Source organism: Pseudomonas sp. FW305-3-2-15-E-TSA4 (genome assembly GCF_058787295.1).
Genome location: NZ_JBYSZP010000021.1, coordinates 30324 through 54508 on the forward strand (window position 1 = coordinate 30324; position 24185 = coordinate 54508).

General features: G+C 60.7%; 27 protein-coding genes. 16 read left to right on the forward strand and 11 right to left on the reverse strand.

The features are described from left to right. Positions 1-172: 172 nt before the first annotated feature. The 3 genes from AC3WMV_RS24810 to AC3WMV_RS24820 all read right to left on the reverse strand — a co-directional run bounded on the left by AC3WMV_RS24810 (position 173) and on the right by AC3WMV_RS24820 (position 1744). Positions 173-460 carry a PA4642 family protein gene (locus AC3WMV_RS24810; protein WP_098965562.1) on the reverse strand — a complete coding sequence of 96 codons (288 nt, stop codon included), beginning with the start codon at positions 458-460 and terminating at the stop codon, positions 173-175. Between the two features lie 63 nt (positions 461-523). After that, positions 524-1009, reverse strand: coding sequence for a hypothetical protein (locus AC3WMV_RS24815; RefSeq protein WP_103368545.1), 486 nt, complete (start codon positions 1007-1009; stop codon positions 524-526). Between the two features lie 177 nt (positions 1010-1186). Continuing rightward, positions 1187-1744, reverse strand: a complete 558-nt coding sequence (locus AC3WMV_RS24820; RefSeq protein WP_016987197.1) for a hypoxanthine-guanine phosphoribosyltransferase — start codon at positions 1742-1744, stop codon at positions 1187-1189. A gap of 161 nt (positions 1745-1905) precedes the next feature. Between AC3WMV_RS24820 and upp the strand changes: the two genes are divergently transcribed. Both upp and AC3WMV_RS24830 read left to right on the forward strand, forming a co-directional pair. Continuing rightward, positions 1906-2544: a uracil phosphoribosyltransferase gene (gene upp / locus AC3WMV_RS24825; protein WP_003228118.1), complete on the forward strand. Its 639-nt coding sequence runs from the start codon at positions 1906-1908 to the stop codon at positions 2542-2544. 2 nt (positions 2545-2546) lie between these two features. After that, the gene (locus tag AC3WMV_RS24830; protein ID WP_003228120.1) at positions 2547-3821 is read left to right on the forward strand and encodes a uracil-xanthine permease family protein; all 1275 of its coding nucleotides are present in this window, start codon (positions 2547-2549) and stop codon (positions 3819-3821) included. 111 nt (positions 3822-3932) lie between these two features. Here the strand turns inward: AC3WMV_RS24830 and hemH are convergent, their stop codons facing one another. Together hemH and AC3WMV_RS24840 are read right to left on the reverse strand one after the other, a co-directional pair. After that, positions 3933-4958 (reverse strand): ferrochelatase, encoded by a 1026-nt coding sequence (hemH, locus tag AC3WMV_RS24835; protein ID WP_103368547.1) that lies wholly within the window; start codon positions 4956-4958, stop codon positions 3933-3935. 13 nt (positions 4959-4971) lie between these two features. After that, positions 4972-5874, reverse strand: a complete 903-nt coding sequence (locus tag AC3WMV_RS24840; protein ID WP_098965566.1) for a TIGR01777 family oxidoreductase — start codon at positions 5872-5874, stop codon at positions 4972-4974. A 197-nt stretch (positions 5875-6071) separates the two neighbouring features. On the opposite strand from AC3WMV_RS24840, the gene AC3WMV_RS24845 reads away from it, so the two are divergent. The 12 genes from AC3WMV_RS24845 (at position 6072) to AC3WMV_RS24900 (ending at position 16164) form a co-directional block, all read left to right on the forward strand. Beyond that, complete coding sequence (locus AC3WMV_RS24845) at positions 6072-7058, forward strand: NAD(P)/FAD-dependent oxidoreductase (RefSeq protein WP_007967686.1); 987 nt, start codon at positions 6072-6074, stop codon at positions 7056-7058. Then, positions 7055-7270 carry a TIGR02450 family Trp-rich protein gene (locus AC3WMV_RS24850; RefSeq protein ID WP_027612220.1) on the forward strand — a complete coding sequence of 72 codons (216 nt, stop codon included), beginning with the start codon at positions 7055-7057 and terminating at the stop codon, positions 7268-7270. Before AC3WMV_RS24845 ends, AC3WMV_RS24850 begins: the two co-directional genes overlap by 4 nt. Before the next feature lie 188 nt (positions 7271-7458). After that, on the forward strand, positions 7459-8421 hold the full coding sequence (locus tag AC3WMV_RS24855; RefSeq protein WP_103368548.1) for a YbgA family protein: 963 nt from the start codon (positions 7459-7461) through the stop codon (positions 8419-8421). Next, positions 8421-9362 carry a MerR family transcriptional regulator gene (locus tag AC3WMV_RS24860; RefSeq protein WP_096797277.1) on the forward strand — a complete coding sequence of 314 codons (942 nt, stop codon included), beginning with the start codon at positions 8421-8423 and terminating at the stop codon, positions 9360-9362. Before AC3WMV_RS24855 ends, AC3WMV_RS24860 begins: the two co-directional genes overlap by 1 nt. Before the next feature lie 11 nt (positions 9363-9373). Beyond that, complete coding sequence (phrB, locus tag AC3WMV_RS24865) at positions 9374-10819, forward strand: deoxyribodipyrimidine photo-lyase (protein ID WP_027612223.1); 1446 nt, start codon at positions 9374-9376, stop codon at positions 10817-10819. After that, positions 10812-11234, forward strand: a complete 423-nt coding sequence (locus tag AC3WMV_RS24870; protein ID WP_027612224.1) for a nuclear transport factor 2 family protein — start codon at positions 10812-10814, stop codon at positions 11232-11234. Before phrB ends, AC3WMV_RS24870 begins: the two co-directional genes overlap by 8 nt. Beyond that, positions 11231-12013, forward strand: a complete 783-nt coding sequence (locus tag AC3WMV_RS24875) for an SDR family NAD(P)-dependent oxidoreductase (protein WP_103368549.1) — start codon at positions 11231-11233, stop codon at positions 12011-12013. Before AC3WMV_RS24870 ends, AC3WMV_RS24875 begins: the two co-directional genes overlap by 4 nt. Next, complete coding sequence (locus tag AC3WMV_RS24880; RefSeq protein ID WP_103368550.1) at positions 12010-13257, forward strand: NAD(P)/FAD-dependent oxidoreductase; 1248 nt, start codon at positions 12010-12012, stop codon at positions 13255-13257. The genes AC3WMV_RS24875 and AC3WMV_RS24880 overlap by 4 nt, the downstream gene beginning before the upstream one ends. Next, positions 13254-14069, forward strand: a complete 816-nt coding sequence (locus AC3WMV_RS24885; protein ID WP_103368551.1) for a DUF1365 domain-containing protein — start codon at positions 13254-13256, stop codon at positions 14067-14069. The genes AC3WMV_RS24880 and AC3WMV_RS24885 overlap by 4 nt, the downstream gene beginning before the upstream one ends. Next, complete coding sequence (locus AC3WMV_RS24890; protein WP_096797281.1) at positions 14056-15321, forward strand: SAM-dependent methyltransferase; 1266 nt, start codon at positions 14056-14058, stop codon at positions 15319-15321. Before AC3WMV_RS24885 ends, AC3WMV_RS24890 begins: the two co-directional genes overlap by 14 nt. Next, on the forward strand, positions 15314-15805 hold the full coding sequence (locus AC3WMV_RS24895) for a DUF2878 domain-containing protein (RefSeq protein ID WP_103368552.1): 492 nt from the start codon (positions 15314-15316) through the stop codon (positions 15803-15805). Before AC3WMV_RS24890 ends, AC3WMV_RS24895 begins: the two co-directional genes overlap by 8 nt. Before the next feature lie 53 nt (positions 15806-15858). Further along, positions 15859-16164: a YkgJ family cysteine cluster protein gene (locus tag AC3WMV_RS24900; protein ID WP_007967664.1), complete on the forward strand. Its 306-nt coding sequence runs from the start codon at positions 15859-15861 to the stop codon at positions 16162-16164. A 131-nt stretch (positions 16165-16295) separates the two neighbouring features. On the opposite strand, the gene AC3WMV_RS24905 is transcribed toward AC3WMV_RS24900, so the two are convergent. From AC3WMV_RS24905 to hemA, 6 genes are all read right to left on the reverse strand, one after another. Continuing rightward, positions 16296-16814 (reverse strand): acyloxyacyl hydrolase, encoded by a 519-nt coding sequence (locus AC3WMV_RS24905; protein WP_027612230.1) that lies wholly within the window; start codon positions 16812-16814, stop codon positions 16296-16298. Positions 16815-16926: 112 nt separating this feature from the next. After that, positions 16927-17718 (reverse strand): glutamate racemase, encoded by a 792-nt coding sequence (murI, locus tag AC3WMV_RS24910; protein WP_103368553.1) that lies wholly within the window; start codon positions 17716-17718, stop codon positions 16927-16929. Further along, positions 17711-18466 carry a molybdopterin-synthase adenylyltransferase MoeB gene (locus AC3WMV_RS24915; protein WP_027612232.1) on the reverse strand — a complete coding sequence of 252 codons (756 nt, stop codon included), beginning with the start codon at positions 18464-18466 and terminating at the stop codon, positions 17711-17713. The genes murI and AC3WMV_RS24915 overlap by 8 nt, the downstream gene beginning before the upstream one ends. Next, positions 18460-19290: a peptide chain release factor N(5)-glutamine methyltransferase gene (gene prmC / locus AC3WMV_RS24920; protein WP_103368554.1), complete on the reverse strand. Its 831-nt coding sequence runs from the start codon at positions 19288-19290 to the stop codon at positions 18460-18462. The genes AC3WMV_RS24915 and prmC overlap by 7 nt, the downstream gene beginning before the upstream one ends. Further along, entirely contained in the window at positions 19291-20373 is a 1083-nt protein-coding gene (prfA, locus tag AC3WMV_RS24925; protein ID WP_027612234.1) for a peptide chain release factor 1, read from the reverse strand. Next, a complete protein-coding gene (hemA, locus tag AC3WMV_RS24930; protein WP_027612235.1) occupies positions 20370-21656 on the reverse strand; it encodes a glutamyl-tRNA reductase in 1287 nt (428 codons plus the stop codon). Before hemA ends, prfA begins: the two co-directional genes overlap by 4 nt. 182 nt (positions 21657-21838) lie before the next feature. On the opposite strand from hemA, the gene AC3WMV_RS24935 reads away from it, so the two are divergent. Beyond that, positions 21839-23563, forward strand: a complete 1725-nt coding sequence (locus tag AC3WMV_RS24935) for a tetratricopeptide repeat protein (RefSeq protein WP_098965585.1) — start codon at positions 21839-21841, stop codon at positions 23561-23563. Between the two features lie 3 nt (positions 23564-23566). Continuing rightward, positions 23567-24184, forward strand: a complete 618-nt coding sequence (lolB, locus tag AC3WMV_RS24940) for a lipoprotein insertase outer membrane protein LolB (protein ID WP_095136807.1) — start codon at positions 23567-23569, stop codon at positions 24182-24184. Position 24185 lies beyond the last annotated feature (1 nt).

A 24185-nucleotide genomic window follows, 5' to 3' on the forward strand; every position in this document is an offset into this window, starting at 1 on the left:
AACCAATACTGCTGGCTCACCAACACTTGTGGTGAGGGGATTTATCCCCGATCGGCTGCGCAGCAGTCGCAAAACCATTGATGCGATTTACCTGACACCCTTGCACTCAGGCTTCGGGGCCGCTACGCAGCCCATCGGGGATAAATCCCCTCGCCACAGATATCGGGTGATCTCAACCGCGAGCCTTGTCGATCAGCTCGATGTACTCGGCCGCATTACGCTGATCCTTGATCAGATCAACAAACGTTTGGCCCTGCGCGTCCTTGCCATCCACGTCGTAACCGGCCGCCACGAAGAAGGTCAGGAAGCGCTCGAAATCGTCGATGCGCAGGCCACGGTAGGCCTTGATCAGTTTGTGCAGCGACGGCGAAGTGGCGTCGACCGGTTCAAAATCGAGGAACAGCTTGATCTGCTCATCGCCGATCTCGTCACCAATCACCTGTTTCTTATCTTTACGCATTGCCGACTCCAGCTCGCAGACATTACACGGGGCGGGCAGTTTACCCCTGCCCAGCCACAAGGCTCAACGCGCGCGAACAGCCCCGGTGTGCAGATCGGCCCAGATGTGGCCGTTGGCATAACTGAGGAACTGTACATACACGGTGTCGTTGCGCAGCAAATCGATCACCACCCGGTACTGGGCCAGCGGGTAAAACAGGGTCAGGGTTTTGCTCTTGTCGTCATAAGCCGGTTTTTTCAGGCTTTTGCTTTCGCCATCGAAGTTGAGCAGCACCTGAGTGATAGTCGCCCCCTTGTTCAACGACTTGCCCTTGAGGCGAATCATCAGCGGCGACGTGACCGGAATCGGCTGCTGATTGGACTGGCGTTGTGCGCCGACCACCACCGAATAATCGGTGACCTGCAGCAGTTGTTGCTGCTCGGGTTCGGCATCGCGCAGGGTCAGGTCGTCCGGCGGCAGGAATTGACTGTGCATCGGTGCCGGGGCGGCGGCCAGAGGCAGGCTGAGGGTCAGCAACAGGGCGGCAAGGCTGCGGATCAAGAGGCTCATGGCAGGCTCCGGGGGCGGGGCCGAGCACTCTAGCATGGGGAACGCGGATGGATCAGCACACACAAAACAACTGTGGGAGCGAGCCTGCTCGCGATAGCGTCGTATCAGTCAACATCAACATTGCTGACAGACCGCTATCGCGAGCAGGCTCGCTCCCACAAGAGATAGTGCAGGGTCTTACATGCCTTTAACGGCAAAGATCCCGTTGGCGTTGCGCCAGTAACCTTTGTAGTCCATGCCGTAACCGAAGATGTAGCGGTCAATGCACGGCAGGCCGACGAAGTCTGCCTTCAGGTCAGGACGCGCCTTGCGGTCGTGATCCTTGTCGATCAGCACGGCGGTGTGCACTTTGCGCGCGCCGGCGTGTTTGCAGAAGTCGATGATCGCGCCCAGGGTGTGACCTTCGTCGAGGATGTCGTCGATGATCAGTACGTCGCGGTCGATGAACGAGACTTCCGGCTTGGCTTTCCAGAACAGGTCACCGCCGCTGGTTTCGTTGCGATAACGGGTCGCGTGCAGGTAGGACGCTTCCAGCGGGAATTGCAGGTGAGTCAGCAGTTTGCCGGAGAAGATCAGGCCGCCGTTCATCACGCAGAACACCACCGGGTTGCTGTCGGCCAGTTGTTCGTTGATTTGTGCACCGACGCGGGCGATGGCGGCCTCGACTTCAGATTCGGTGTACAGGCAGTCAGCCTCTCGCATGATTTGACGGATATGCTCGAGATCAGCGGACATGGCGCTCTCCAGGGGGATGTTTTCGGAAAAGCGGGCAAAGGTACGCATCCCGTGAGGTCGAATCAAGCCTTAATGGACTAACGTACTCAATGTCCTATAGGACATCACCCTCGGATAGATTAATCTAGGCCGGTTTTTTTGCCCGCCGCCGGAGTTTTTCCATGCCCATCCTCGAGATCCGCCACCCGCTGATCCGCCATAAACTCGGCCTGATGCGCCGCGCCGATATCAGCACCAAGAATTTCCGTGAGCTTGCTCAGGAAGTCGGCGCCCTGTTGACCTATGAAGCTACAAAAGATCTGCCGCTCGAATCCTACGATATCGCCGGTTGGTGCGGCACTGTGTCGGTGGAGAAAATCGCCGGCAAGAAGATCACCGTCGTGCCGATCCTGCGCGCCGGCATCGGCATGCTCGAAGGCGTGCTGAGCCTGATCCCGGGTGCCAAGGTTTCCGCTGTGGGCGTTGCCCGCAATGAAGAAACCCTGCAAGCGCACACTTATCTGGAAAAACTGGTTCCGGAAATCGACGAACGGCTGGCGATGATCATCGACCCGATGCTCGCCACCGGCAGCTCCATGGTCGCGACCATCGATCTGCTGAAGAAAGCCGGTTGCAAGGACATCCGCGCAATGGTGCTGGTGGCCGCGCCGGAAGGCATTGCCGCTGTGGAACAGGCTCACCCGGACGTGACCATCTACACCGCTTCCATCGATGAGCGTCTGAACGAACACGGTTACATCATCCCAGGGCTTGGCGATGCCGGTGACAAGATCTTCGGTACCAAGCAGAAGGACGCGTGAGCATGCAGCAAGAGTTCAACGATCCGCTCTGGCGCACGGTGCTGTCCGGCGCCCAGATGCTGTTCGTGGCTTTCGGCGCCCTGGTGCTGATGCCGCTGATCACCGGGCTTGACCCGAACGTGGCACTGTTTACTGCGGGTCTGGGGACGATTCTGTTCCAGATCGTCACCGGGCGTCAGGTGCCGGTGTTCCTCGCGTCGAGCTTTGCCTTCATCACCCCGATCATTCTCGCCAAGGGCCAGTTCGGCCTCGCCGCGACCATGGGCGGCGTGATGGCAGCCGGTTTCGTCTACACCTTCCTCGGCCTGGCCGTGAAAATCAAAGGCACCGGTTTCATTGACCGGCTGCTGCCGCCAGTGGTGATTGGTCCGGTGATCATCTCCATCGGTCTGGCCATGGCGCCGATTGCCGCGAACATGGCGATGGGCAAGGCGGGTGACGGTTCCGAGCTGATCCACTACCAGACCGCGATGATGATCTCGATGCCGGCCCTGCTGACCACGTTGATCGTGGCGGTGTTCGGTAAAGGCATCTTCCGTCTGGTGCCGATCATTTCCGGGGTGCTGGTCGGTTTTGCCATGTCGTTCTATTTCGGCGTGGTCGATACCGCGAAGATTGCGGCGGCGCCATGGTTCGCCCTGCCGCACTTCACCGCACCCGAGTTCAACTGGCAGGCGATCCTGTTCATCGTTCCCGTGGCGCTGGCTCCGGCCATTGAGCACATCGGTGGCGTGATCGCAGTCGGCAGCGTGACCGGTCGTGACTACCTGAAAAAGCCTGGCCTGCATCGCACCCTGCTCGGTGACGGCATCGCCACCACGGCGGCCGGTCTGTTTGGCGGCCCGCCGAACACCACCTACGCCGAAGTGACCGGCGCGGTGATGCTGACCAAGAACTACAACCCGAAAATCATGACCTGGGCGGCGATCTTCGCCATCACCCTGGCGTTCATCGGCAAGTTCGGCGCGCTGCTGCAAAGCATTCCGGTGCCGGTGATGGGCGGGATTCTGTGCCTGCTGTTCGGCTCGATCGCGGCGGTGGGGATGAACACCCTGATCCGTCACAAGATCGACCTCGGTGAGGCACGCAATCTGGTGATCGTTTCGGTGACCCTGGTGTTCGGTATCGGCGGTGTGCTGGTCGGCACCGGCACTGGCCCGGACGACTTCGGCCTCAAAGGCATCGCGCTGTGCGCGGTGGTGGCGATTGCGCTGAACCTGATTCTGCCGGGCAATGATGGCTGGAAGAACAAGAAGGCGGATGAGCCGCTGATCTAAGGCTTTAGATCTTTATTGTCTGACAGATAGCTTTCGCGAGCAGGCTCGCTCCCACATTGATCTTCGGTGCGCTGAAGATCCCCTGTGGGAACGAGCCTGCTCGCGATGCTTTCAGAGGGCCAACGGCGCTCTCTCGCACAGGGTCGCCAACGCCTTCGCCCATTGCGGGTCGTCATTCAGGCACGGCACCAGCACCAGCTCCTCGCCCCCCGCTTCGCGGAACTGTTCCTTGCCGCGATCACCGATCTCTTCCAGCGTCTCGATGCAATCGGCGACAAACGCCGGGCACATCACCAGAATCTTCTTCACCCCGCTTTGCGCCAGCTCGTCCAGCCGCGCTTCGGTGTAGGGTTCGATCCACTTCGCCCGCCCCAGACGCGACTGAAACGACACCGACCATTTGCCATCGGCAATGCCCGCGCGCTTGGCGAACTCGGCGGCGGTGCGCATGCACTGGGCGCGGTAACAGGTGGCCAGCACGGCCGGCGAAGCGTTCTTGCAGCAATCCGCGTTTTTCAAGCAGTGATTGCCAGTCGGATCGAGCTTGGTCAGATGCCGCTCCGGCAAACCATGGAAGCTCAGCAGCAAATGATCGTAGTCCTGCTGCAAATGCGGGGTGGCGCTGGCGACCAGCGCGTCGATGTACTCAGGCTGATCGTAAAACGGTTGCAACACTGAAAGCTGCACATCGAGTTTGTTCTCGCGAATCACCCGCTTGGCTTCTTCGATCACCGTGGTCGTGGTGCTGTCGGCAAACTGTGGATAAAGCGGTGCCAGCGTGATGCGCTTGTGCCCCGCAGCCACCAGTTGCAGCAATTTGGTTTCAATCGACGGCTCGCCATAACGCATGGCCAGTTCCACCGGGCCGTGGGTCCACTGGGTGGTCATCTGCTGCTGCAGACGACGGCTGAGCACCACCAGCGGCGAGCCCTCCTCCCACCAGATCGAAGCGTAGGCATGGGCCGATTGCTCAGGGCGCTTGATCAGGATCAGCGACACCAGCAGCCGCCGCACCGGCCACGGCAGGTCGATCACATACGGGTCCATCAGAAATTGATTGAGGTAGCTGCGTACATCGGCCACCGAGGTGGAGGCCGGGGAACCCAGGTTGACCAGAAGCAAGGCGTGATCGGTCATGCATCGTCCTATTTCAAAGGCGGCCGGAGAGATCATCCAAAGCCGCGCGCAAATCCGTGAACTGGAAAGTGAAACCCGCTTCCAGCAAGCGTGCCGGCACGGCCCGTTGGCCACCCAGCAACAGCAATGACATTTCGCCAAGCCCGACCTTCAGCGCCAGGGCCGGCATCGGCATGAACGCCGGGCGGTGCAGTACGCTGCCCAGCGTCTTGGCAAACTCGCGATTGCGCACCGGTTTCGGTGCGCAGGCATTATAAGGACCGCTCGCCTGATCGCGGTGCAGAAGAAAATCAATCAGGGCGATTTGATCATCGATGTGAATCCACGGCATCCACTGCCGACCATTGCCCAGCGGCCCACCCAACCCGAGTTTGAACGGCAGCAACAGCCGCGACAAAAAGCCGCCCTCGGCCGACAGCACCAGCCCGGTTCGCACCAGCACCACGCGGATGCCCTGACCTTCGGCACGCTGGGCGGTTTCCTCCCAGGCAATGCACAACTGACTGGCAAAATCGTCGATCACTGGCGGCGACTCTTCGGTCAGCTCGCGTTCGCCGCCGTCGCCGTACCAGCCAACAGCCGAACCGGAGATCAACAACGCCGGTTTCTGCTGCCGTGTTTCCAGCCAGGCCAGCAGGGTTTCGGTGAGCGTGATGCGGCTGCTCCACAGCAACGCCTTGCGCCGATGGGTCCATGGCCGATCCGCGATCGGTGCACCGGCCAGGTTGACCACCGCGTCCAGCGGCTCGTTGCCGAAGTCTTCCAGACGCGCAATCGCGCGCACCTGCGCGCCACAGATTTTCGCGACCTTTTCCGGGCGTCGACTCCACACCGTCAATTGATGGCCCTGCCCCGACCAGTGTCGGCAGAGCTGACGGCCTATCAAACCAGTACCGCCGGTCAGCAATATGCGCATGACTTCTTCCTCGCGTGGCGTTTTACCCGGATCACTAGTCTATTTTTATAAGCAGGGATCTTTTCTATCGGGCAGGCTCTATTGTTTAACCATAGGCCAAGCTGTCAGAACGAGAACGCTAGAAGTTATACCAAAAAACAAAATTGTACAGGTTTCATTGACGGCGTAGTCTGTACAGAAAGGTAAACGAGGCCCCTATGACTGTACCTATCGCAATCATCGGCACCGGCATCGCCGGACTCTCCGCCGCGCAGGCGCTGACAGAGGCCGGACACACCGTCCAGCTCTTCGACAAAAGCCGCGGCAGTGGCGGACGCATGTCGAGCAAACGCAGCGACGCCGGTTCGCTGGACATGGGCGCGCAATACTTCACCGCCCGCGACCGGCGTTTCGTCACCGAGGTGCAACGCTGGCAAAGCCTGGGCTGGGTCGCCGAGTGGACGCCGCAGCTCTACACCTTTCAGGGCGGGCAACTGAACCTGTCGCCGGACGAACAGACGCGCTGGGTCGGCACGCCACGCATGAGCGCGATCACCCGGGGTTTGCTCGACGGTCTGGAAGTGCACTTCGCCTGCCGTATCACCGAGGTGTTTCGCGGTGAAGAACACTGGCACCTGCAGGACGCCGAAGGCTTCACCCACGGTCCCTTCAGTCACGTGGTGATTGCGACGCCAGCGCCGCAAGCCACGGCGTTGCTGGCTGCCGCACCAAAACTCGCTGGCGCCGCCGCCGGGGTGAAAATGGACCCGACCTGGGCCGTCGCCCTCGCCTTCGATACGCCACTGGATACACCGATCGAAGGCTGCTTCGTGCAGGACAGCCCCATCGACTGGCTGGCACGCAACCGCAGTAAACCGGGGCGCGATACCACCTGCGACACCTGGGTGCTGCACGCCAGCAGCGCCTGGAGTCGGCAACACATCGACCTGTCCAAGGAAGCGGTCATCGAGCAACTGCACGGCGCATTCGCCGAACTGCTGCACAGCGCGATGCCCGCTCCGACTTTCAGCCTCGCCCACCGCTGGCTCTACGCACGCCCTGCGACCGGCCACGAATGGGGCACGCTGGCCGACGCCGATCTGGGCTTGTACGCCTGCGGCGACTGGTGCCTGTCGGGGCGTGTCGAAGGGGCCTGGCTCAGTGGCCAGGAAGCTGCACGCCGTTTGCACGAACACCTGCAATGAATCGCATCAATCCGCAAAAATTGCTGCTGTCGAAGTGGACAGCAGCCCACCCGCAAAACCGCGAAAAACATTTTCTGGTCACCGAACTGTTCCGGGATGAGGAAGGCACGGTGCTGGAGATCGAGTTGCAGGCGGTGCTGACCAAGCGCGCCGAACGCCTCGATTGGCAGACGTTGAAGAACAATGATCACTGGTTACTGGGCTGGCAATAAAGATCCTGTAGGAGTGAGCCTGCTCGCGATGGCGTCGCATCATTCAACATCAATGCTGCCTCCCACAGTCGATCGTGGTAAACCTGGAAAAACTTATACAAATGAGTTGACTTGTACACGCATGAATCTATGCTGAGGAAAAGTTGTACAGAGATAAATATCTGTACAGGAATAGATTCGAGGTGTGCATGTCCGATCTTTCTGCTTCCCGGCCAAAAATCGCCATCAGCGCCTGCCTGATGGGCGCCGAAGTGCGCTACAACGGCGGGCACAAGGAATCGCGGTTGTGCAGCCGCACCCTTGCCGAGTATTTCGAATTCCTGCCGGTATGTCCGGAAGTCGCGATTGGCCTGGGCATCCCGCGCGAACCGATCCGCCTGGTTGGCGATCCCGATGCTCCTGAAGCTATCGGTACGGTCAATCCGCAAATCAATGTCACCGAACCACTGGCAGCCTACGGGCAGAAAATGGCCGGCGAGCTCAATGACATCTGCGGCTATATCTTCATGCAGCAGTCGCCTTCGTGCGGTCTGGAACGGGTCAAGGTCTATCACGCCAACGGCGCGCCGGTGAACGGCGGCGGCCGTGGCATCTACGCTCAGGCGTTCTGTGCGCAGCACCCTGACCTGCCGGTGGAAGAAGCCGGACGCCTGAACGATCCGGTGTTGCGGGAAAACTTCATCACCCGCGTGCTCGCCTACAGCGCCTGGCAGCAGGTGCTCGAACAAGGCTTGAGCCGCCGCGCACTGACCGAATTCCACTCACGCTACAAATACCTGCTGATGGCACACAACCCTGAGCAATACAAAGCCTTGGGCAAACTGCTGGGCAACATGGCCAAGACCGATCCGGTTGAACTCGGCCCGCGCTATTTCAGCGAGTTGATGAGCGCGTTGAAGAAATGCGCTACCCGCCGCACCCACAGCAACGTGCTGCAACACATCAGCGGCTACCTGAAACAGGCGATCAGCCCGGAAGACAAACAGGAAATGCAGCATGTCATCGGCCAGTACCGCCACGGCATCGTGCCGCTGGTGGTGCCGTTGACTCTGCTCAAACACCACTTTCGCCAACACCCGGATCCGTACATTGCGCGGCAGGTTTACTTGCAGCCGCATCCGGAAAACCTCAGCCTGCGAAACGCCATTTGATGAACGATAAACTCGACACCAGCGCCCAGGAAGACCTCGGCGCCGACTTCAAGAAAGCCCTCGACGAGGGCTGGCTGCCGATCCGCGAAGTGGCGCGGCAGACCGGGGTCAACGCCATCACCCTGCGCGCCTGGGAGCGCCGTTACGGGTTGATCGTGCCGCAGCGCACGCCCAAGGGCCATCGCCTGTATTCCAGCGAACATGTGCAACGAATCCTGACCATCCTGACCTGGCTTAATCGAGGCGTGGCTGTCAGTCAGGTCAAACCGTTGCTCGATGCTCCGCAAGCCTTTACCGAGACGGTGGAAAACGACTGGCAACGGCAGCGCCAGTCCTTGCTCGGCGCCGTCATCCAGCTCAATGAGCGCAACCTCGACGATAGCATCAACCAGGCCATGGCCCTGTACCCGCCACGCACCCTGTGCGAGCAATTACTCCTGCCGCTGCTGGCCGAACTCGAGCAGCGCTGGCAAGGCCAGTTCGGCGCACAGATGGAACGGGTGTTCTTTTATTCCTGGTTACGCAGCAAATTCGGCGCGCGCATCTACCATAACAATCGGCAATTACACGCTGCGCCGTTGCTGCTGATCAATCACTCGGACCTGGCACTGGAACCTCACCTGTGGCTATGCGCGTGGCTGATCAGCAGCGCCGACTGCCCGGTGCAAGTGTTCGACTGGCCGCTACCGGCCGGAGAACTGGCGCTGGCGGTCGATCATCTGCAAGCGCGGGGAGTGCTGCTGTATTCCAGCAAGGCGATGAATCTGGCGCAGCTGCCAAAACTGCTGAATGGCATCGGCACTGCAAAAATGCTCGTCGGACCAACGGTATGCATCCACCAGACCGAGTTGTCCGTAAGAACCCCTGAGATCGCTGATCTGATCCTGGCCGAAGACCCGCTCTCGGCACATCAGGAACTGGTTCAGCGTGGGCTGATTTGATGGAAACCGCGATGCAATTGATCTGGCTGCGCAGCGACCTGCGCCTACATGACAACACCGCCCTCGCGGCCGCCGCAGCGCGCGGCCCGACGGTTGCCGTGTATCTGTTGAGCCCGCAGCAATGGCTGGAACATGACGACGCCGCGTGCAAGGTCGACTTCTGGCTGCGCAACCTGCGTGAGCTGAGCAGTCGCCTCGGCGAGCTGAACATCCCGTTGCTGCTGCGCACCGCCAATCATTGGGATCAGGCCCCGGCGGTGCTGCTCGAACTTTGTGTGCAATTGAATATTCAAGCTGTGCACGTCAACGAAGAATATGGCATCCACGAAAGCCAGCGCGACGCCGCGGTGGCGGTGGCCCTGAAGACCAAAGGCATCGCTTTCCACAGCTACCTTGACCAACTGCTGTTCAAGCCCGGCACGGTACTGACCAAAACCGAAACCTACTTTCAGGTGTTCAGCCAGTTCCGCAAGGTCTGCTATGAACGCCTGCACCGCTCGATGCCGGCGCTGGTCAAGACGCCCGGCAAACAGGCAAAGCTGAACATTGACAGCGATCCGGTGCCGGCATCCGTCGCCGGTTTTGCAACGCCGAGCGAGTCTTTGCGCACACTGTGGCCGGCCGGCGAACAGGAAGCCCGGCGCCGTCTCGACACCTTCGCCGACGCGCAGATCGACTACTACCAGAGCGAACGCGACTTCCCGGCCAAACCCGGCACCAGTCAACTTTCCGCGTACCTCGCCGCCGGGGTGATTTCGCCGCGCCAATGCCTGCATGCGGCCTTGCAAAGCAATCAGGGCGAGTTCGACAGCGGCAAGGTCGGCGCGGTGACCTGGATCAACGAGCTGCTGTGGCGCGAGTTCTACAAACACATTCTGGTCGGCTACCCACGGGTTTCGCGCCACCGCGCATTTCGCCCGGAAACCGAAGCCCTGGCCTGGCGTGATGCGCCGGACGATCTGGCGGCCTGGCAAGAGGCGCGCACCGGTTTGCCGATCATCGATGCGGCCATGCGCCAACTGCTGGAAACCGGCTGGATGCATAACCGCTTGCGGATGATTGTGGCGATGTTCCTGACCAAGAATCTGCTGATCGACTGGCGTGAAGGCGAGCGCTTTTTCATGCGCCACCTGATCGACGGCGATCTGGCGGCGAACAACGGTGGCTGGCAATGGAGTTCTTCGACCGGCACCGATTCGGCGCCGTACTTCCGCATCTTCAATCCGCTGAGCCAATCGGAAAAATTCGACAGCGAAGGCCTGTTCATCAAGCACTGGCTGCCTGAACTGGCCGGCCTGAACAAGAAGGAAGTACACAACCCGGCCAGCGCCGGCGGACTGTTCGGCGTGGCGGATTATCCGGCGCCGATCGTCAATCTCGGGGCTTCGCGCGAACGCGCGCTGGCGGCGTTCAAGAACCTGCCGTCGCGCTCGTCTATGGAGGAAGTTCATGAGTGAATTCCTGCGCCGCTTCGCCCGCCAGTTCGCCGAGTTGAACAAAGACAACTTGCAACGTCTGGGCGAGCTGTACAGCGATGACATTCACTTCACCGACCCGCTGCATGAAGTGCAGGGGCTGGTGCAACTGCGACATTACTTCAGCGAGCTGTACGCCAACGTCAGCGAACTGCGCTTCGATTTCCACGGCTTCGACCAGATCGCAGACGGTGAAGGTTACCTGCGCTGGGTCATGAGTTACCGCCACCCGCGTCTGGCCGGTGGTCAATTGATTCGCGTCGCCGGGTGTTCGCACCTGCTGTGGCGCGACAAGGTTTATCGCCACCGGGATTATTTCGATGCCGGGGCCATGCTGTATGAACATTTACCCGTATTGGGCCGGGTGATCGCCTGGTTGAAAAGGAGAATGGGATGAGTCGTACACCTCCACGGCGTTATTGGCTGACCGGTGCCAGCAGTGGCATCGGCGCAGCGCTGGCTGAAGAGATTCTGAAAAGCGGCGCGCATCTGGCTGTAAGCTCGCGTCAGGTGGCACCGCTCAAAGTGCTGTCGCAACGCTACCCGGGGCAAGTGCTGGTGGTGGCCGGCGACCTGACCAACAGTCAGACCGTGCGCGAAATCGGCCAGCAGATCGAACGGGCCTGGGGCTCGCTCGACAGCGTGATTCTCAATGCCGGCACCTGCGAGTACGTCGATGCGCGACAGTTCGATGCCTCGATCATCGAACATGTGGTGCGCACCAACCTGCTCGCCAGCAGTTACTGCATCGAAGCGGCCCTGCCGTTGCTGCGCAAAGGCACCGCGCCGCATCTGATCGGCATGGCCAGCTCAGTCACCTACCTGCCGCTGCCTCGGGCCGAAGCCTATGGCGCGTCGAAGGCCGGGCTGCGCTATCTGTTCGAATCGCTGCGGATCGATCTGGCCGTCGAGGGCATCGATGTCACCATCATCAGCCCGGGTTTTGTCGAAACCCCGCTGACCGCCAAGAATGACTTCCCGATGCCGTTGAGCTGGCCTGTGGATAAAGCGGCGCGGCATATTTTCGCCAAACTCAAGGATCGTCCGCTGGAGATCGCCTTTCCGGCACTGTTCATGGCGGCGCTGTGGCCATTGTCGAAGCTGCCGGCGCGCCTGCAACTGGCAATCGGCAAGCGCATGGTGCGCAGCAACCCACCGCTGCGAGACCCGATATGAAGATCGCCATTGTCGGCAGCGGAATCGCCGGCCTGACCTGCGCCCACCTGCTCAATCGCCGACACGACATCACGGTGTTCGAGGCCAGCGACTGGGTCGGCGGTCACACGCACACCGTGCAAGTGACCGTCGATGGCCGCGAATATGCGGTGGACACTGGGTTCATCGTGTTCAACGACTGGACCTATCCGAACTTCATTCGATTGCTCGGCCAGCTCGGCGTGTCGTTCAAACCGACGCAAATGAGCTTCTCGGTCACCGACCCGGACTCCGGCCTGGAATACAACGGCAACAACCTCAACAGCCTCTTCGCCCAGCGCAGCAACCTGCTGTCCCCGGGGTTCTGGGGCATGTTGCGCGACATTCTGCGCTTCAATAAAGAAGCCCAGCGCGACCTCGCCGAACAGCGCATTGCCGCCGATACCACGCTCGACGATTACCTCAAGGCTGGCGGTTATGGCGAACGTTTCATCCTGCATTACATCGTGCCGATGGGCTCGGCGATCTGGTCGATGCCGATGGCCGAGATGCTCAATTTCCCGCTGCAATTCTTTGTGCGCTTCTTCAAGAATCATGGCCTGCTGTCAGTCAGTGATCGCCCGCAATGGCAGGTGATCGAGGGCGGCTCCAGTGCCTATGTCGCGCCACTGACCGCAGCGTTCCAGGACAAGATCCGCCTCAGTTGCCCGGTGACGCGCATCGATCGCGATGAACACGGCGTGGTTATCCACAGCCCGGCCGGCATCGAGCGTTTCGACAAAGTCGTGCTTGCCTGCCACAGCGACCAGGCCCTGCAATTGCTTGGCACGCCAAGCCAGGCGGAACGCTCGATCCTCGGCGCCCTGCCCTATGCCGATAACGAAGTTGTGCTGCATACCGATACCCGTCTGCTGCCGACCCGCAAACTGGCGTGGGCCAGCTGGAACTATCGCTTGAGCGGCGCCGGCCATACCCACGCGGCCGTCACTTACGACATGAACATCCTGCAGGGCATTCAGAGCGACACCACGTTCTGCGTCAGCCTCAATCAGAGCGCCGGGATCAGCCCGTTCAAGGTGCTCGCCAAATACACCTACGCCCACCCGCAATTCAGCCTCGCGGCTGTGGCGGCGCAAAACCGCTGGGCCGAACTCGACGGTCAGCAGCACACCCATTATTGCGGCGCCTACTGGGCCAACGGCTTTCATGAGGACGGCGTGGTCAGCGCGTTGCGCGTGGCCGCCGCGTTCGGGGAAAGCTTATGAACAGCGCCCTGTACAGCGGCTGGATTGGCCATCGGCGCTTTTCGCCCAGACGCCACGAATTCCGTTACCGGATCGGTCTGTTGTACCTCGACCTGGCGGAACAGGACGCCGTGTTCGGCCTGTCACCGTTTGCCAGTCGCAGCCGCTTTGCACCGTTTTCGTTTCGCGAAACCGACTACCTGAAAACCTTCACCGGCAGCGGCATGCGCCTGATCGATGCGGTGCGCCAGCAAGTCGGCGTCGCCATCGGCCATCAACCGCAGGGTTCGATCTGCCTGCTGACCCAACCGCGCAGTTGGGGTCTGGCGTTCAATCCGGTGAGTTTCTTTTATTGCCACGAGGCCGACGGACAACTGGCGGCGATTCTCTGCGAAGTCACCAACACGCCGTGGCGCGAACGTTATCACTACGTGCTGCCGGCCCGGACGCCGACCGACTTACGAGACTTTCACCAACACTTCGCCGTGGCCAAGGCCTTTCATGTCTCGCCGTTTTTGCCGCGTGACCTCGAGTACCGCATGAGCTTCAGCCCGGCTGCGCAAAAGCTCGGTGTGCACATGGCCGACTGGCAGGGTGAGCACAAGCTGTTCGACGCCACGCTCAATCTGCAGCGCGAACCCCTCGACCGCCACAGCCTGCACCGCTACTTGCGACGTTTTCCGTGGATGACCGCGAAAACCTGCCTGGCGATTTATTGGCAAGCCGTGCGCCTGTTGCTCAAGCGTGCCCCGATTTTTGCTCATCAGGCTGCCGACGGCAGCTTTCAGATCGCCACTGTGCCTCCCAAGGAGCACCGCCATGAAATCCTCTAGCCTGTCGGTCAGTCGCTTCAGCACCAACGGTTTGACCGGTTCGCTGCTGCGTCGCGGCGTTTTGCGGCAACTCAGTCAGCTCAAACACGGGCAATTGCTGGTAGTCGAGGATGGCGAACGCCTGATGTTCGGCACGCCGGGCAGCCACCTGCTCGGCGAAATCCATGTGCAGGATGCAGCGGTGTGGGGCATGGTCGCCGGCAACGGATCGATTGGTGCCGGCGAAGCGTTTATCCACGGTTACTGGAGTTCACCGGACCTGACGGCGGTCGTGCGCGTGTTCGTCAGCAACCTCGACGTGCTCGACGCCATGGAGCGCGGTCTGGCCCGCCTCAGCCGGCCGCTGGTGCAAGGCCTGCACTGGCTCAACCGCAACACGCGCAAGGGTTCGCAGAAAAACATCGCGGCGCACTATGACCTCGGCAACGATCTGTTCGAACAGTTTCTCGACCCGACCATGATGTATTCGGCGGCGCAGTTCCTCAGTCCCGACGACAGCCTGGAACAGGCTCAGTTGAACAAGCTGGAACGGATCTGCCAGAAGCTCGCGCTCAAACCCGAGGATCATCTGCTGGAGATCGGCACCGGTTGGGGCAGCATGGCGCTCTACGCCGCGCAGCACTACGGCTGCCGTGTCACCACCACGACGCTGTCGAAAGAGCAGTACGCGTTTACCGCCAGGCGCATTGAAGCACTGGGGTTGCAGGATCGGGTGACGCTGCTGCTCACGGACTACCGCGACCTCACCGGCGAATACGACAAACTGGTGTCGATCGAGATGATCGAAGCGGTCGGTCACCGCTTCCTGCCCACCTATTTCAAGCAATGCGCGCACCTGCTCAAGAGCAACGGCCTGATGCTGTTGCAGGCGATCACCATCCGCGAGCAGCGCTACGAGCAGGCCAAGCGCGGCGTCGACTTCATCCAGCGCTACATCTTCCCCGGCGGCGCCCTGCCCTGCGTGCAGAAGATGCTCGAAGTGGTCAGCCGCGAGACCGATATGAACCTGCTGCACATGGAAGATTTCGGCCTGCACTACGCCCGCACCCTGCGCCTGTGGCACGAAAACTTTCGCCGCGCCCATGGCCGTTTGAGCGAGTTGGGTTACGACGATTACTTCCTGCGACTGTGGGAGTTTTACCTGTGCTACTGCGAGGGAGGGTTTCTGGAGCGCACCATCGGCACCGCGCAACTGCTGCTGGCCAAACCGGCCGCGATGCCGGCGCCGTTGCTCGGACGCTTCGATGCTTGAGCGGCTGACCAATGCCGTGCTGTTCCAGGTCGGCTGGCTGGCCTGTGTCATCGGCGGCGACAGTCTGTGGCTGCTGCTGGCGCTGGCGGTGTTGGTGATTCATCTGGGCTGGATCAGCAGTTGGGCGGCGGAAGGCCGTTTGATCCTCAGCGTGGTGCTTGTCGGTACAGCCGTAGACAGTCTGTTGCGCGCTGCCGGCGTGTTCGAATTCCAGGACCTGTCGCCACTGATTCCGCTGTGGCTGATGCTGCTCTGGGCCTTGCTCGCCACCACGTTGCGGCACTGCCTGCAATGGAGCGCCCGCCCGTGGTGGCTGGCCAGCGGACTCGGTGCAGTGGGCGGCGCCGTGTCCTATTACGGCGGCGGACAGCTGGCCGGCGTGCAATTTCCTTACGGTGAAGTGCCGACCCTGATCGGCATCGGCCTGCTGTGGGCGCTGCTGTTTCCGCTGCTGCATGCCATGGCACGGCGCCTGAGCCACTGAGCGTCTGTCAGGCCTTTCACACAGCAACCGGTGGCTGCCTTACACTGCGCAGCATGAAAACCATTCCCCACCAGCAAATCACCGAGCCAGCGGTCACCTGTTCGACCTGCGCAGCGTGCTGTTGCCAGCTCGAAGTGATGCTAATCACCGACACCGGCGTGCCCGAACGCTTTATCGATACTGATGAGTGGGGTGGTGAAGTGATGCTGCGTCTGGACGACGGCTGGTGCGCGGCGCTGGATCGCGACAGCATGATGTGCACGATCTATGAGAAACGTCCGCTGATCTGTCGCGAATTCGAGATGGGCGCACCGGAGTGCATTGAAGAACGCAAAGGCATTGCCACTGCTTACCGCTGATTCCGAAAAACACCACTGAAACAAATGTAGGAGTGAGCCTGCTCGCGATTGCGGAGTACCAGTCAAACAAATGTTGGCTGACACTCCGCAATCGCGAGCAGGCTCACTCCTACAGAGGTTATTTATAGCGCTTACAGCGGCATCGTGTAATGCAGCGCGTAGCTTTCTACACCGTCGTTGCTGCTGGCCAGGCCGGCGTTGGAATAGTGCGTCGCCCGAATCCCCACTTCATGCCCGCCATTGAAGCGCAGACCAAAACCAATACGGTCTTCGAACTGGAAAGAGCCGCCGATGTTGTTGCTTTCATACTTGGTGTTGGAGAACGCTGCGACACCAATACCCGCCTCAACGTACGGTTTGACCGACTGACCGGCAAACTCGTAAACGAATACCGGGGAGAACGACAGGCTGTTGTTGCTGGAAGTCTTGTCACCTTCCCAGTAAGTGTAAGCGCCGCTCCAGTAACCGGTCAGGCGACCGACATCACTTTGCAGCCAGCTCTTGTCCCAATCGAAATTCATGCCCAGGCGATAAGTCATGGTCGAATCGCTGGTCGCACCCACTGCAAATTCAACACCTGCAGCTTGCGCGGTAATACTTTGCCCCATCAGTGCGGCCGCAATCGCGGCCAAGCAGAATAGTCGCTTCACTTTGAAACTTCCTTTTCCGGAACGATCGTTTGGTTTTCTAGATAACTCATCGCTATAGAAGCTAGCGCTTGATTAGAAGTTCAGCTGTTTTTTTAGTTATTTCACATTTTTTTTACAAGCTGAATTTTTCGACGTCGCCGGCAACCTGACCCAACAGGGGCAGGGTCTTGCGGAAGAACGCGGGGGCGGCACTGGTCCAGAATCTGACCGGGCGGTTCGGCCCCTTGGCGAGCAGATCACGTTCGGCCAGCAACCGTTGCAGTTGCCGCGCTACGGCTGCGCCAGTGTCAATCAGGCTGATGCTGTCGGGAATCATCGTCTTGAGCATCGGCTTGAGAAACGGATAGTGAGTGCAACCGAGAATGATCGTGTCGCAACCGTTGGCCAGCAGCGGGTCGACGTAATGCTGCAGCAACGTGCGCAACTCGGCGCTGTGCAGATCACCGCTTTCAATCAGTTCCACCAGGCCGGGGCACGGCTGGGTGATGACGCGAACGTCAGCAGCGAAGCGGTCGAGCAACGCGGCGAACTTGGCACTCTGCAACGTGCCGGTGGTGGCGAGTACGCCCACCACACCGCTGCGGGTGGCGGCAGCAGCGGGTTTGACCGCTGGCTCCATGCCAACGATCGGCCACTCGGGGAAATCACGGCGCAGATCGGCAACAGCGGCCACCGTCGCCGTGTTGCAGGCGATCACCAGGGCCTTGGCGCCCTGCTCACGGAAAAAACCGCCCATCACATTGCAGCGCTGGCGGATGAACTCCGGGGTTTTCTCGCCGTAGGGAATATGCCCGCAATCGGCGAAATACAGCAGTGATTCATGGGGCAGCAAACGCTGGATTTCAGCCAGTACCGACAAGCCGCCGACACCGGAATCGAACACCGCGATCGGCGCCTCACGCATGCTGCGAACCACAGACGCTGCAACCCGGATCACGCTTGACCCGCAATTCACGGAAGCGCGAACCCAAGGCATCGATCAACAGCAAACGACCCACCAACGGTTCGCCAAAGCCCACCAGCACTTTCAACGCTTCAAGCGCCTGCAGACTGCCGACCAGCCCCACCAGCGGCCCGACCACACCGGCTTCGCTGCAGGTCAGTTCGGCTTCGCTGCCATGCCCGTACAGGCAGTGGTAGCACGGACTTTCCGGGCGGCGCGGGTCGAATACCGACAACTGCCCTTCCAGACGAATCGCCGCGCCGCTGACCAGCGGTTTGCGCGCTGCCACACACGCGGCGTTGACCGCCTCGCGGGTGGAGAAGTTATCGGAGCAGTCGAGCACCAGATCCACCGCCGACACGGCGGCGGCCAGGGAATCCTCGTCCAGCGCCTGACGATGAGGCACCAGCTTAATCTCGGGATTGATCGCGCTCAGGCGCTTGAGCGCCGAGTCGACCTTGCTCATGCCGACGCTGTCGGTGTCATGAATGATCTGGCGCTGCAGGTTGGTCAGGTCGACCGTGTCGAAATCCGCCAGATGCAACTCACCGACACCGGCCGCCGCCAGATACAGCGCGACCGGGGCGCCGAGACCGCCAAGGCCGACAATCAGCACACGGCTGTCTTTCAGCTTCAGTTGCCCATCGATATCGATGTGTTGCAGCAGAATCTGCCGGCTGTAGCGCAGCAATTCCTGATCATTCAGCACGGCAGGCGCCCCAGGCTGATCCGTTGATGGCCGCCCAGATCGGTGCGGCTGTGGACTTGTTCAAAACCGCGAGTGAGCAACAGATCACGCACAGCTTCGGCTTGATCATAGCCGTGTTCGAGCATCAGCCAGCCGCCGGCTTCCAGATGATCCGGGGCCTGGGCGACGATCAGGCGCAGATCGTCGAGCCCGTCGATACCGGCGACCAGGGCACTGGCCGGTTCGAAGCGCACGTCGCCCTCGACCAGATGCGGATCGGCAGCCGCAATGTACGGCGGATTGCTGATGATCAGGTTGAAACGTTGGCCTTCGAGGGCGCTGAACCAGTGGCTGCTCAGCACCGTGGCGTTGCTCAGGTTCAAGCGCTGACGGTTGCGTTCGGCAAGGGCCACGGCTTCCAGCACGCGATCCACCGCCGTGACGTTCCACGCCGGACGCTCGCTGGCCAGGGCCAACGCAATCGCGCCGCTGCCGGTGCCCAGATCGAGGACTTTCGCCGGCGTTGCCGCCAGCAGTTCCAGTGCGGCCTCGACCAGCAACTCGGTGTCCGGGCGCGGGATCAGAGTGTGCGGCGCCACTTCCAGATCGAGCTTCCAGAACCCCTGCTGACCAAGGATGTAGGCCACCGGCTCGCCACTTCGACGCCGTTGCAGGTACTCGGTAAAAATCAGCACCGCTTCGCTGGGTACGATGCGCTCGGGCCAGGTGTGCAGGAAGCTTCGCGATTTGCCCAGTGCCGCTGCCAGGAGCAATTCGGCATCCAGGCGCGCGGTGGGCGAGTCCGGCAATTCGGCAGCGCGCAACAGACTGGCGATGATGGTCATTTATTCACCTATCGCTGCAAGTTGGTCGGCCTGGTATTCGGCCAGCAAAGGCTCGATCACCGCTTCAACGCCACCGGCGAGGATTTCATCAAGGGAGTACAGGGTCAGGTTGACGCGATGGTCAGTGACCCGGCCCTGGGCAAAGTTGTACGTGCGAATGCGCTCGGAACGGTCACCGGAACCGACCAGCAACTTACGCTCACTGGCAATCGCATTCGCCGCCGCTGCGGTTTGCTGATCGTTGAGTTTGGCCGACAGCCAGGCCATCGCCCGGGCACGGTTCTTGTGCTGGGAACGTTCTTCCTGACACTCGACGACGGTACCGGTCGGTATGTGCGTGATGCGGATCGCCGAGTCGGTGGTGTTGACGTGCTGACCACCGGCCCCGGAAGAACGATAAGTGTCGACACGCAGATCCGCCGGGTTGATCTCGATGGCTTCGCGCTCGTCCGGTTCGGGCAATACCGCCACGGTGCAGGCCGAGGTGTGGATACGGCCTTGGGATTCGGTGGCAGGTACACGCTGTACGCGGTGCGCGCCGGACTCGAATTTCAGCTTGCCGTAAACGTTGTCGCCTTCAATGCGAGCGATGACTTCTTTATAGCCACCGTGCTCGCCTTCGTTTTCCGAAAGAATCTCCACGCGCCAGCCACGTCGTTCGGCGTAACGCGAGTACATGCGAAACAGATCGCCGGAGAAGATCGCCGCCTCGTCGCCACCGGTACCGGCGCGAATTTCGAGAAAGACGTTACGCCCGTCATTGGGATCCTTGGGCAGCAACATGCGCTGCAGATCATCTTCCAGCCTGATCAGCAATTCCTTGGCTTCGCGGACTTCTTCCACAGCCATTTCACGCATGTCCGGGTCGCTGTCCTTGAGCAGCGCCTGGGCGCCTTCAAGATCACTTTGTACGCCGAGCAGCTTTTTGTAGCCTTGTACCACCGGCTCGAGTTCGGCGTATTCCTTGGAATAGGCGCGGAATTTGGCCTGATCGGCAATGACTTCGCCGTCGCCGAGCAGCGCGGTCAGTTCCTCGAAACGGTCCTGGAGGGTATCCAGCTTGTTGAGCAGTGACGCTTTCATTGCGGTTTTTTATCCGAAAAACTATCCGGTGAGCCCTCGAGGGCGAAGAGTTCCTGGGCCATGGCCAGCGCATCGAGGCGGCCTTCGGCAGAAAGCTTTTTCAATTGCACGCTGGGCGCATGCAGCAGTTTATTGGTCAGGCCGCGGGCCAGTTGCCCGAGCACATCTTCGGCGTTGCCGCCGTTGGCCAGCAGACGCAGGGCTTTTTGCAGCTCCTCGTCGCGCAGGCGTTCGCTTTGTTGCCGATAAGCCTTGAGCACATCGACCGCCGCCAGCTCACGCAGACGCACCATGAAATCGTCGGCGCCGACCGAGACCATCTCTTCCGCCGCCTGGGCTGCGCCCTGACGACTTTTGAGGTTCTCGGCAACCACTTCGTGCAGATCATCGACGCTGTACAGGTAAACGTCGTCGAGTTCGCCGACTTCCGGCTCGATGTCGCGGGGTACGGCGATGTCGACCATGAAGATCGGTTTGTGCTTGCGCTGCTTCAGCGCGCTTTCCACCGCGCCCTTGCCGAGGATCGGCAACTGGCTGGCGGTCGAACTGATCACGATATCGCTGCGCACCAGTTCCGCCGGAATGTCCGAGAGCAGCACCGCGTGCGCGCCGAACTGCTCGGCCAGCAGGCTGGCACGCTCCAGCGTACGGTTGGCGACCACGATGCGCTTGACCCCCAGCTCGTGCAAATGGCGGGCGACCAGCGTGATGGTCTCGCCGGCGCCGATCAACAGAGCCTGGCTGCGCTGCAAATCACTGAAAATCTGTTTGGCCAGGCTGACGGCGGCAAACGCCACGGACACCGGGTTTTCGCCGATGGCGGTGTCGGTACGCACTTGCTTGGCGGCATTGAACGTCGCTTGAAACAGCCGCCCCAGCAGCGGGCCGATGGTCCCGGCCTCGCGAGCCACGGCGTAGGCCGATTTCATCTGGCCGAGAATCTGCGGTTCGCCCAGCACCAGCGAGTCGAGCCCGGAGGCGACGCGCATCATGTGACGAACTGCCGCATCATCTTCATGCACATAAGCACTCGCGCGCAGCTCATCGAGGCTTAAATGGTGATAATCGGCCAGCCAGCGCAGAACCAGATCAGCCGAAACCTGATCCTGTTCTATATAAAGCTCACTGCGATTGCAGGTGGAGAGGATCGCAGCTTCGCGGCTGTCGGTGAGTCGGCAGAGCTGCTGCAAGGCCTCCACCAGCTGCTCAGGGGTAAAGGCCACGCGCTCGCGGACGTCTACTGAAGCAGTCTTGTGGTTAATACCGAGTGCAAGGAAGGCCATTCAAGGTCGCTGATGGTGACGTGAAGCCGGCAATTGTCCTACTTCGTCAGATTCAGAACAACTACCGCTGACTATTGTCCCAATTGTCGGCCACTATAAAGGCCACATTCGAGACTCGGTTATGTTTGGCCGAAGGCTTGTGTCATGATGATCCGACCGCAGGTTAGTCGTCCTCTTCCTATATGAATAGATCTTCCGCGTTGCTCCTTGCTTTTGTCTTCCTCAGCGGCTGCCAGGCCATGGCACCCGTTTCGCCGGACGGTACCCCGCCGGTCGAAGACACCGCGTCCCCGCCTGAAAAACCCAAGGTTTACAGCTCGTTCAGCGAGGAAACCGTTTTCAGCCTGCTGAGCGCCGAACTCGCCGGCCAGCGCAATCGGTTCGACATTGCCCTGGACAACTACGTAACCCAGGCGATCAATACTCAGGACCCGGGGGTTTCCGAGCGCGCGTTCCGCATCGCCGAATACCTCGGTGCCGACCAGCCTGCGCTGGACACCGCCCTGATCTGGGCAAAAAACGCTCCGGACGACCTCGAAGCGCAACGCGCCGCCGCCGTGCAACTGGCCCGCGCCGGGCGTTATGACGACTCCATGGTTTATATGGAGAAAGTCCTGCAGGGCAAGGGCGACACCCATTTCGACTTCCTCGCGCTGTCGGCCGCCGATACCGATCAGGAAACCCGCAACGGCCTGATGAAAAGTTTCGACCGTCTGCTACAGCGCCACCCGAAGAACAGCCAGCTGATTTTCGGCAAGGCCCTGCTGCTGCAACAGGACGGCGACAATAAAGCCGCCCTGACACTGCTCGAAGACAACCCGCCGGAAGAAGGCGAGATTGCGCCGATCCTGCTGCGCGCGCGTCTGCTGCAAACCATGAATCGTGGCGACGAAGCCCTGCCGCTGTTGCGGAAAAGCATCAAGAAATACCCGGACGACAAACGCCTGCGCCTGACTTATGCGCGCACGCTAGTTGAACAGGACCGGATGGATGACGCCAAGGTCGAGTTCTCCACCCTCGTTCAGCAATACCCGGAAGACGACGAACTGCGTTATTCGCTGGCACTGGTGTGCCTGGAAGCCAAGGCCTGGGACGAGGCCAAGGGTTACCTGGAAGACCTGATCGCCCGGGAAAGCCACGTTGACTCGGCGCACCTGAACCTCGGTCGCATCGCCGAAGAACGCAACGACCCGCAGGGCGCGCTGATCGAATACGCGCAGGTCGGCCCTGGCAATGACTATCTGCCGGCGCAACTGCGTCAGGCCGATATTCTGATGAACAACGGCAAGACCGCCGAAGCCCAGAGCAAACTCGCCGCCGAACGCGATGCCCAGCCGGATTACGCTATCCAGCTGTATCTGATCGAATCCGAAACCCTGTCGGCCAACAAACAGGACGACAAGGCCTGGAAAACGCTGGATAAAGCCTTGCAGCAATACCCGGACGATCTGAATCTGCTCTACACCCGGGCCATGCTCGCGGAAAAACGCAATGATCTGGCACAGATGGAAAAAGACCTGCGCCTGATCATCAAGCGCGACCCGGACAACGCCATGGCGCTCAATGCGCTGGGCTATACCCTGTCCGATCGCACCACCCGGTACGCTGAAGCCAAGGCCCTGATCGAACAGGCGCACCAGATCAATCCGGAAGACCCGGCGGTACTCGACAGCCTCGGCTGGGTGAATTTCCGCATGGGCAATCTGGACGACGCCGAGAAATATCTGCGTCAGGCGCTCGAGCGTTTCCCGGACCACGAAGTCGCCGCGCACCTGGGCGAAGTTCTGTGGGTCAAGGGCAATCAGCGCGAGGCCAAACAAGTCTGGGGCAAGTACCTCAAAGATCAGCCCGACAGCACCATCCTGCGCAGCACCATCAAGCGCCTGACCGGATCCGAGACTCTTTAACTCATGTTTTTGCGCCACGTTATTGTTTTCAGCTTCATCGCCCTGCTCGCCGGTTGCGCGGGTTTCGGCGCTCGCGAATCGGTCGAGGGCCACGGCAGTCCGGCTCAGTGGGCCGCGAACAAACAACAGCTGACCGGCCTTGACGGCTGGCAGATCGACGGCAAGATCGGCATTCGCGCGCCGAAAGACTCCGGCAGCGGCACGCTGTTCTGGCTGCAACGCCAGGACTACTACGACATTCGCCTGTCCGGCCCGCTGGGTCGTGGCGCGGCGCGTCTGACCGGGCGTCCGGGCAAGGTTTCGCTGGAAGTCGCCAATCAGGGCCGCTATGACTCCGAGTCACCGGAAGCGCTGCTCGAAGAGCAACTCGGCTGGAAGCTGCCGGTATCCAATCTGGCCTGGTGGGTCCGTGGCCTGCCGGCCCCCAGCAGCAAAAGCCGTCTGACCCTCGATAACGACAGTCGCCTGGCCAATCTGGAACAGGACGGCTGGAAGGTCGAGTACCTCAGCTACGCCGAGCAGAACGGTTACTGGCTGCCCGAGCGGATCAAACTGCACGGCACCGATCTGGACGTGACGCTGGTGATCAAGACCTGGCAACCGCGTAAATTGGGGCAATAAA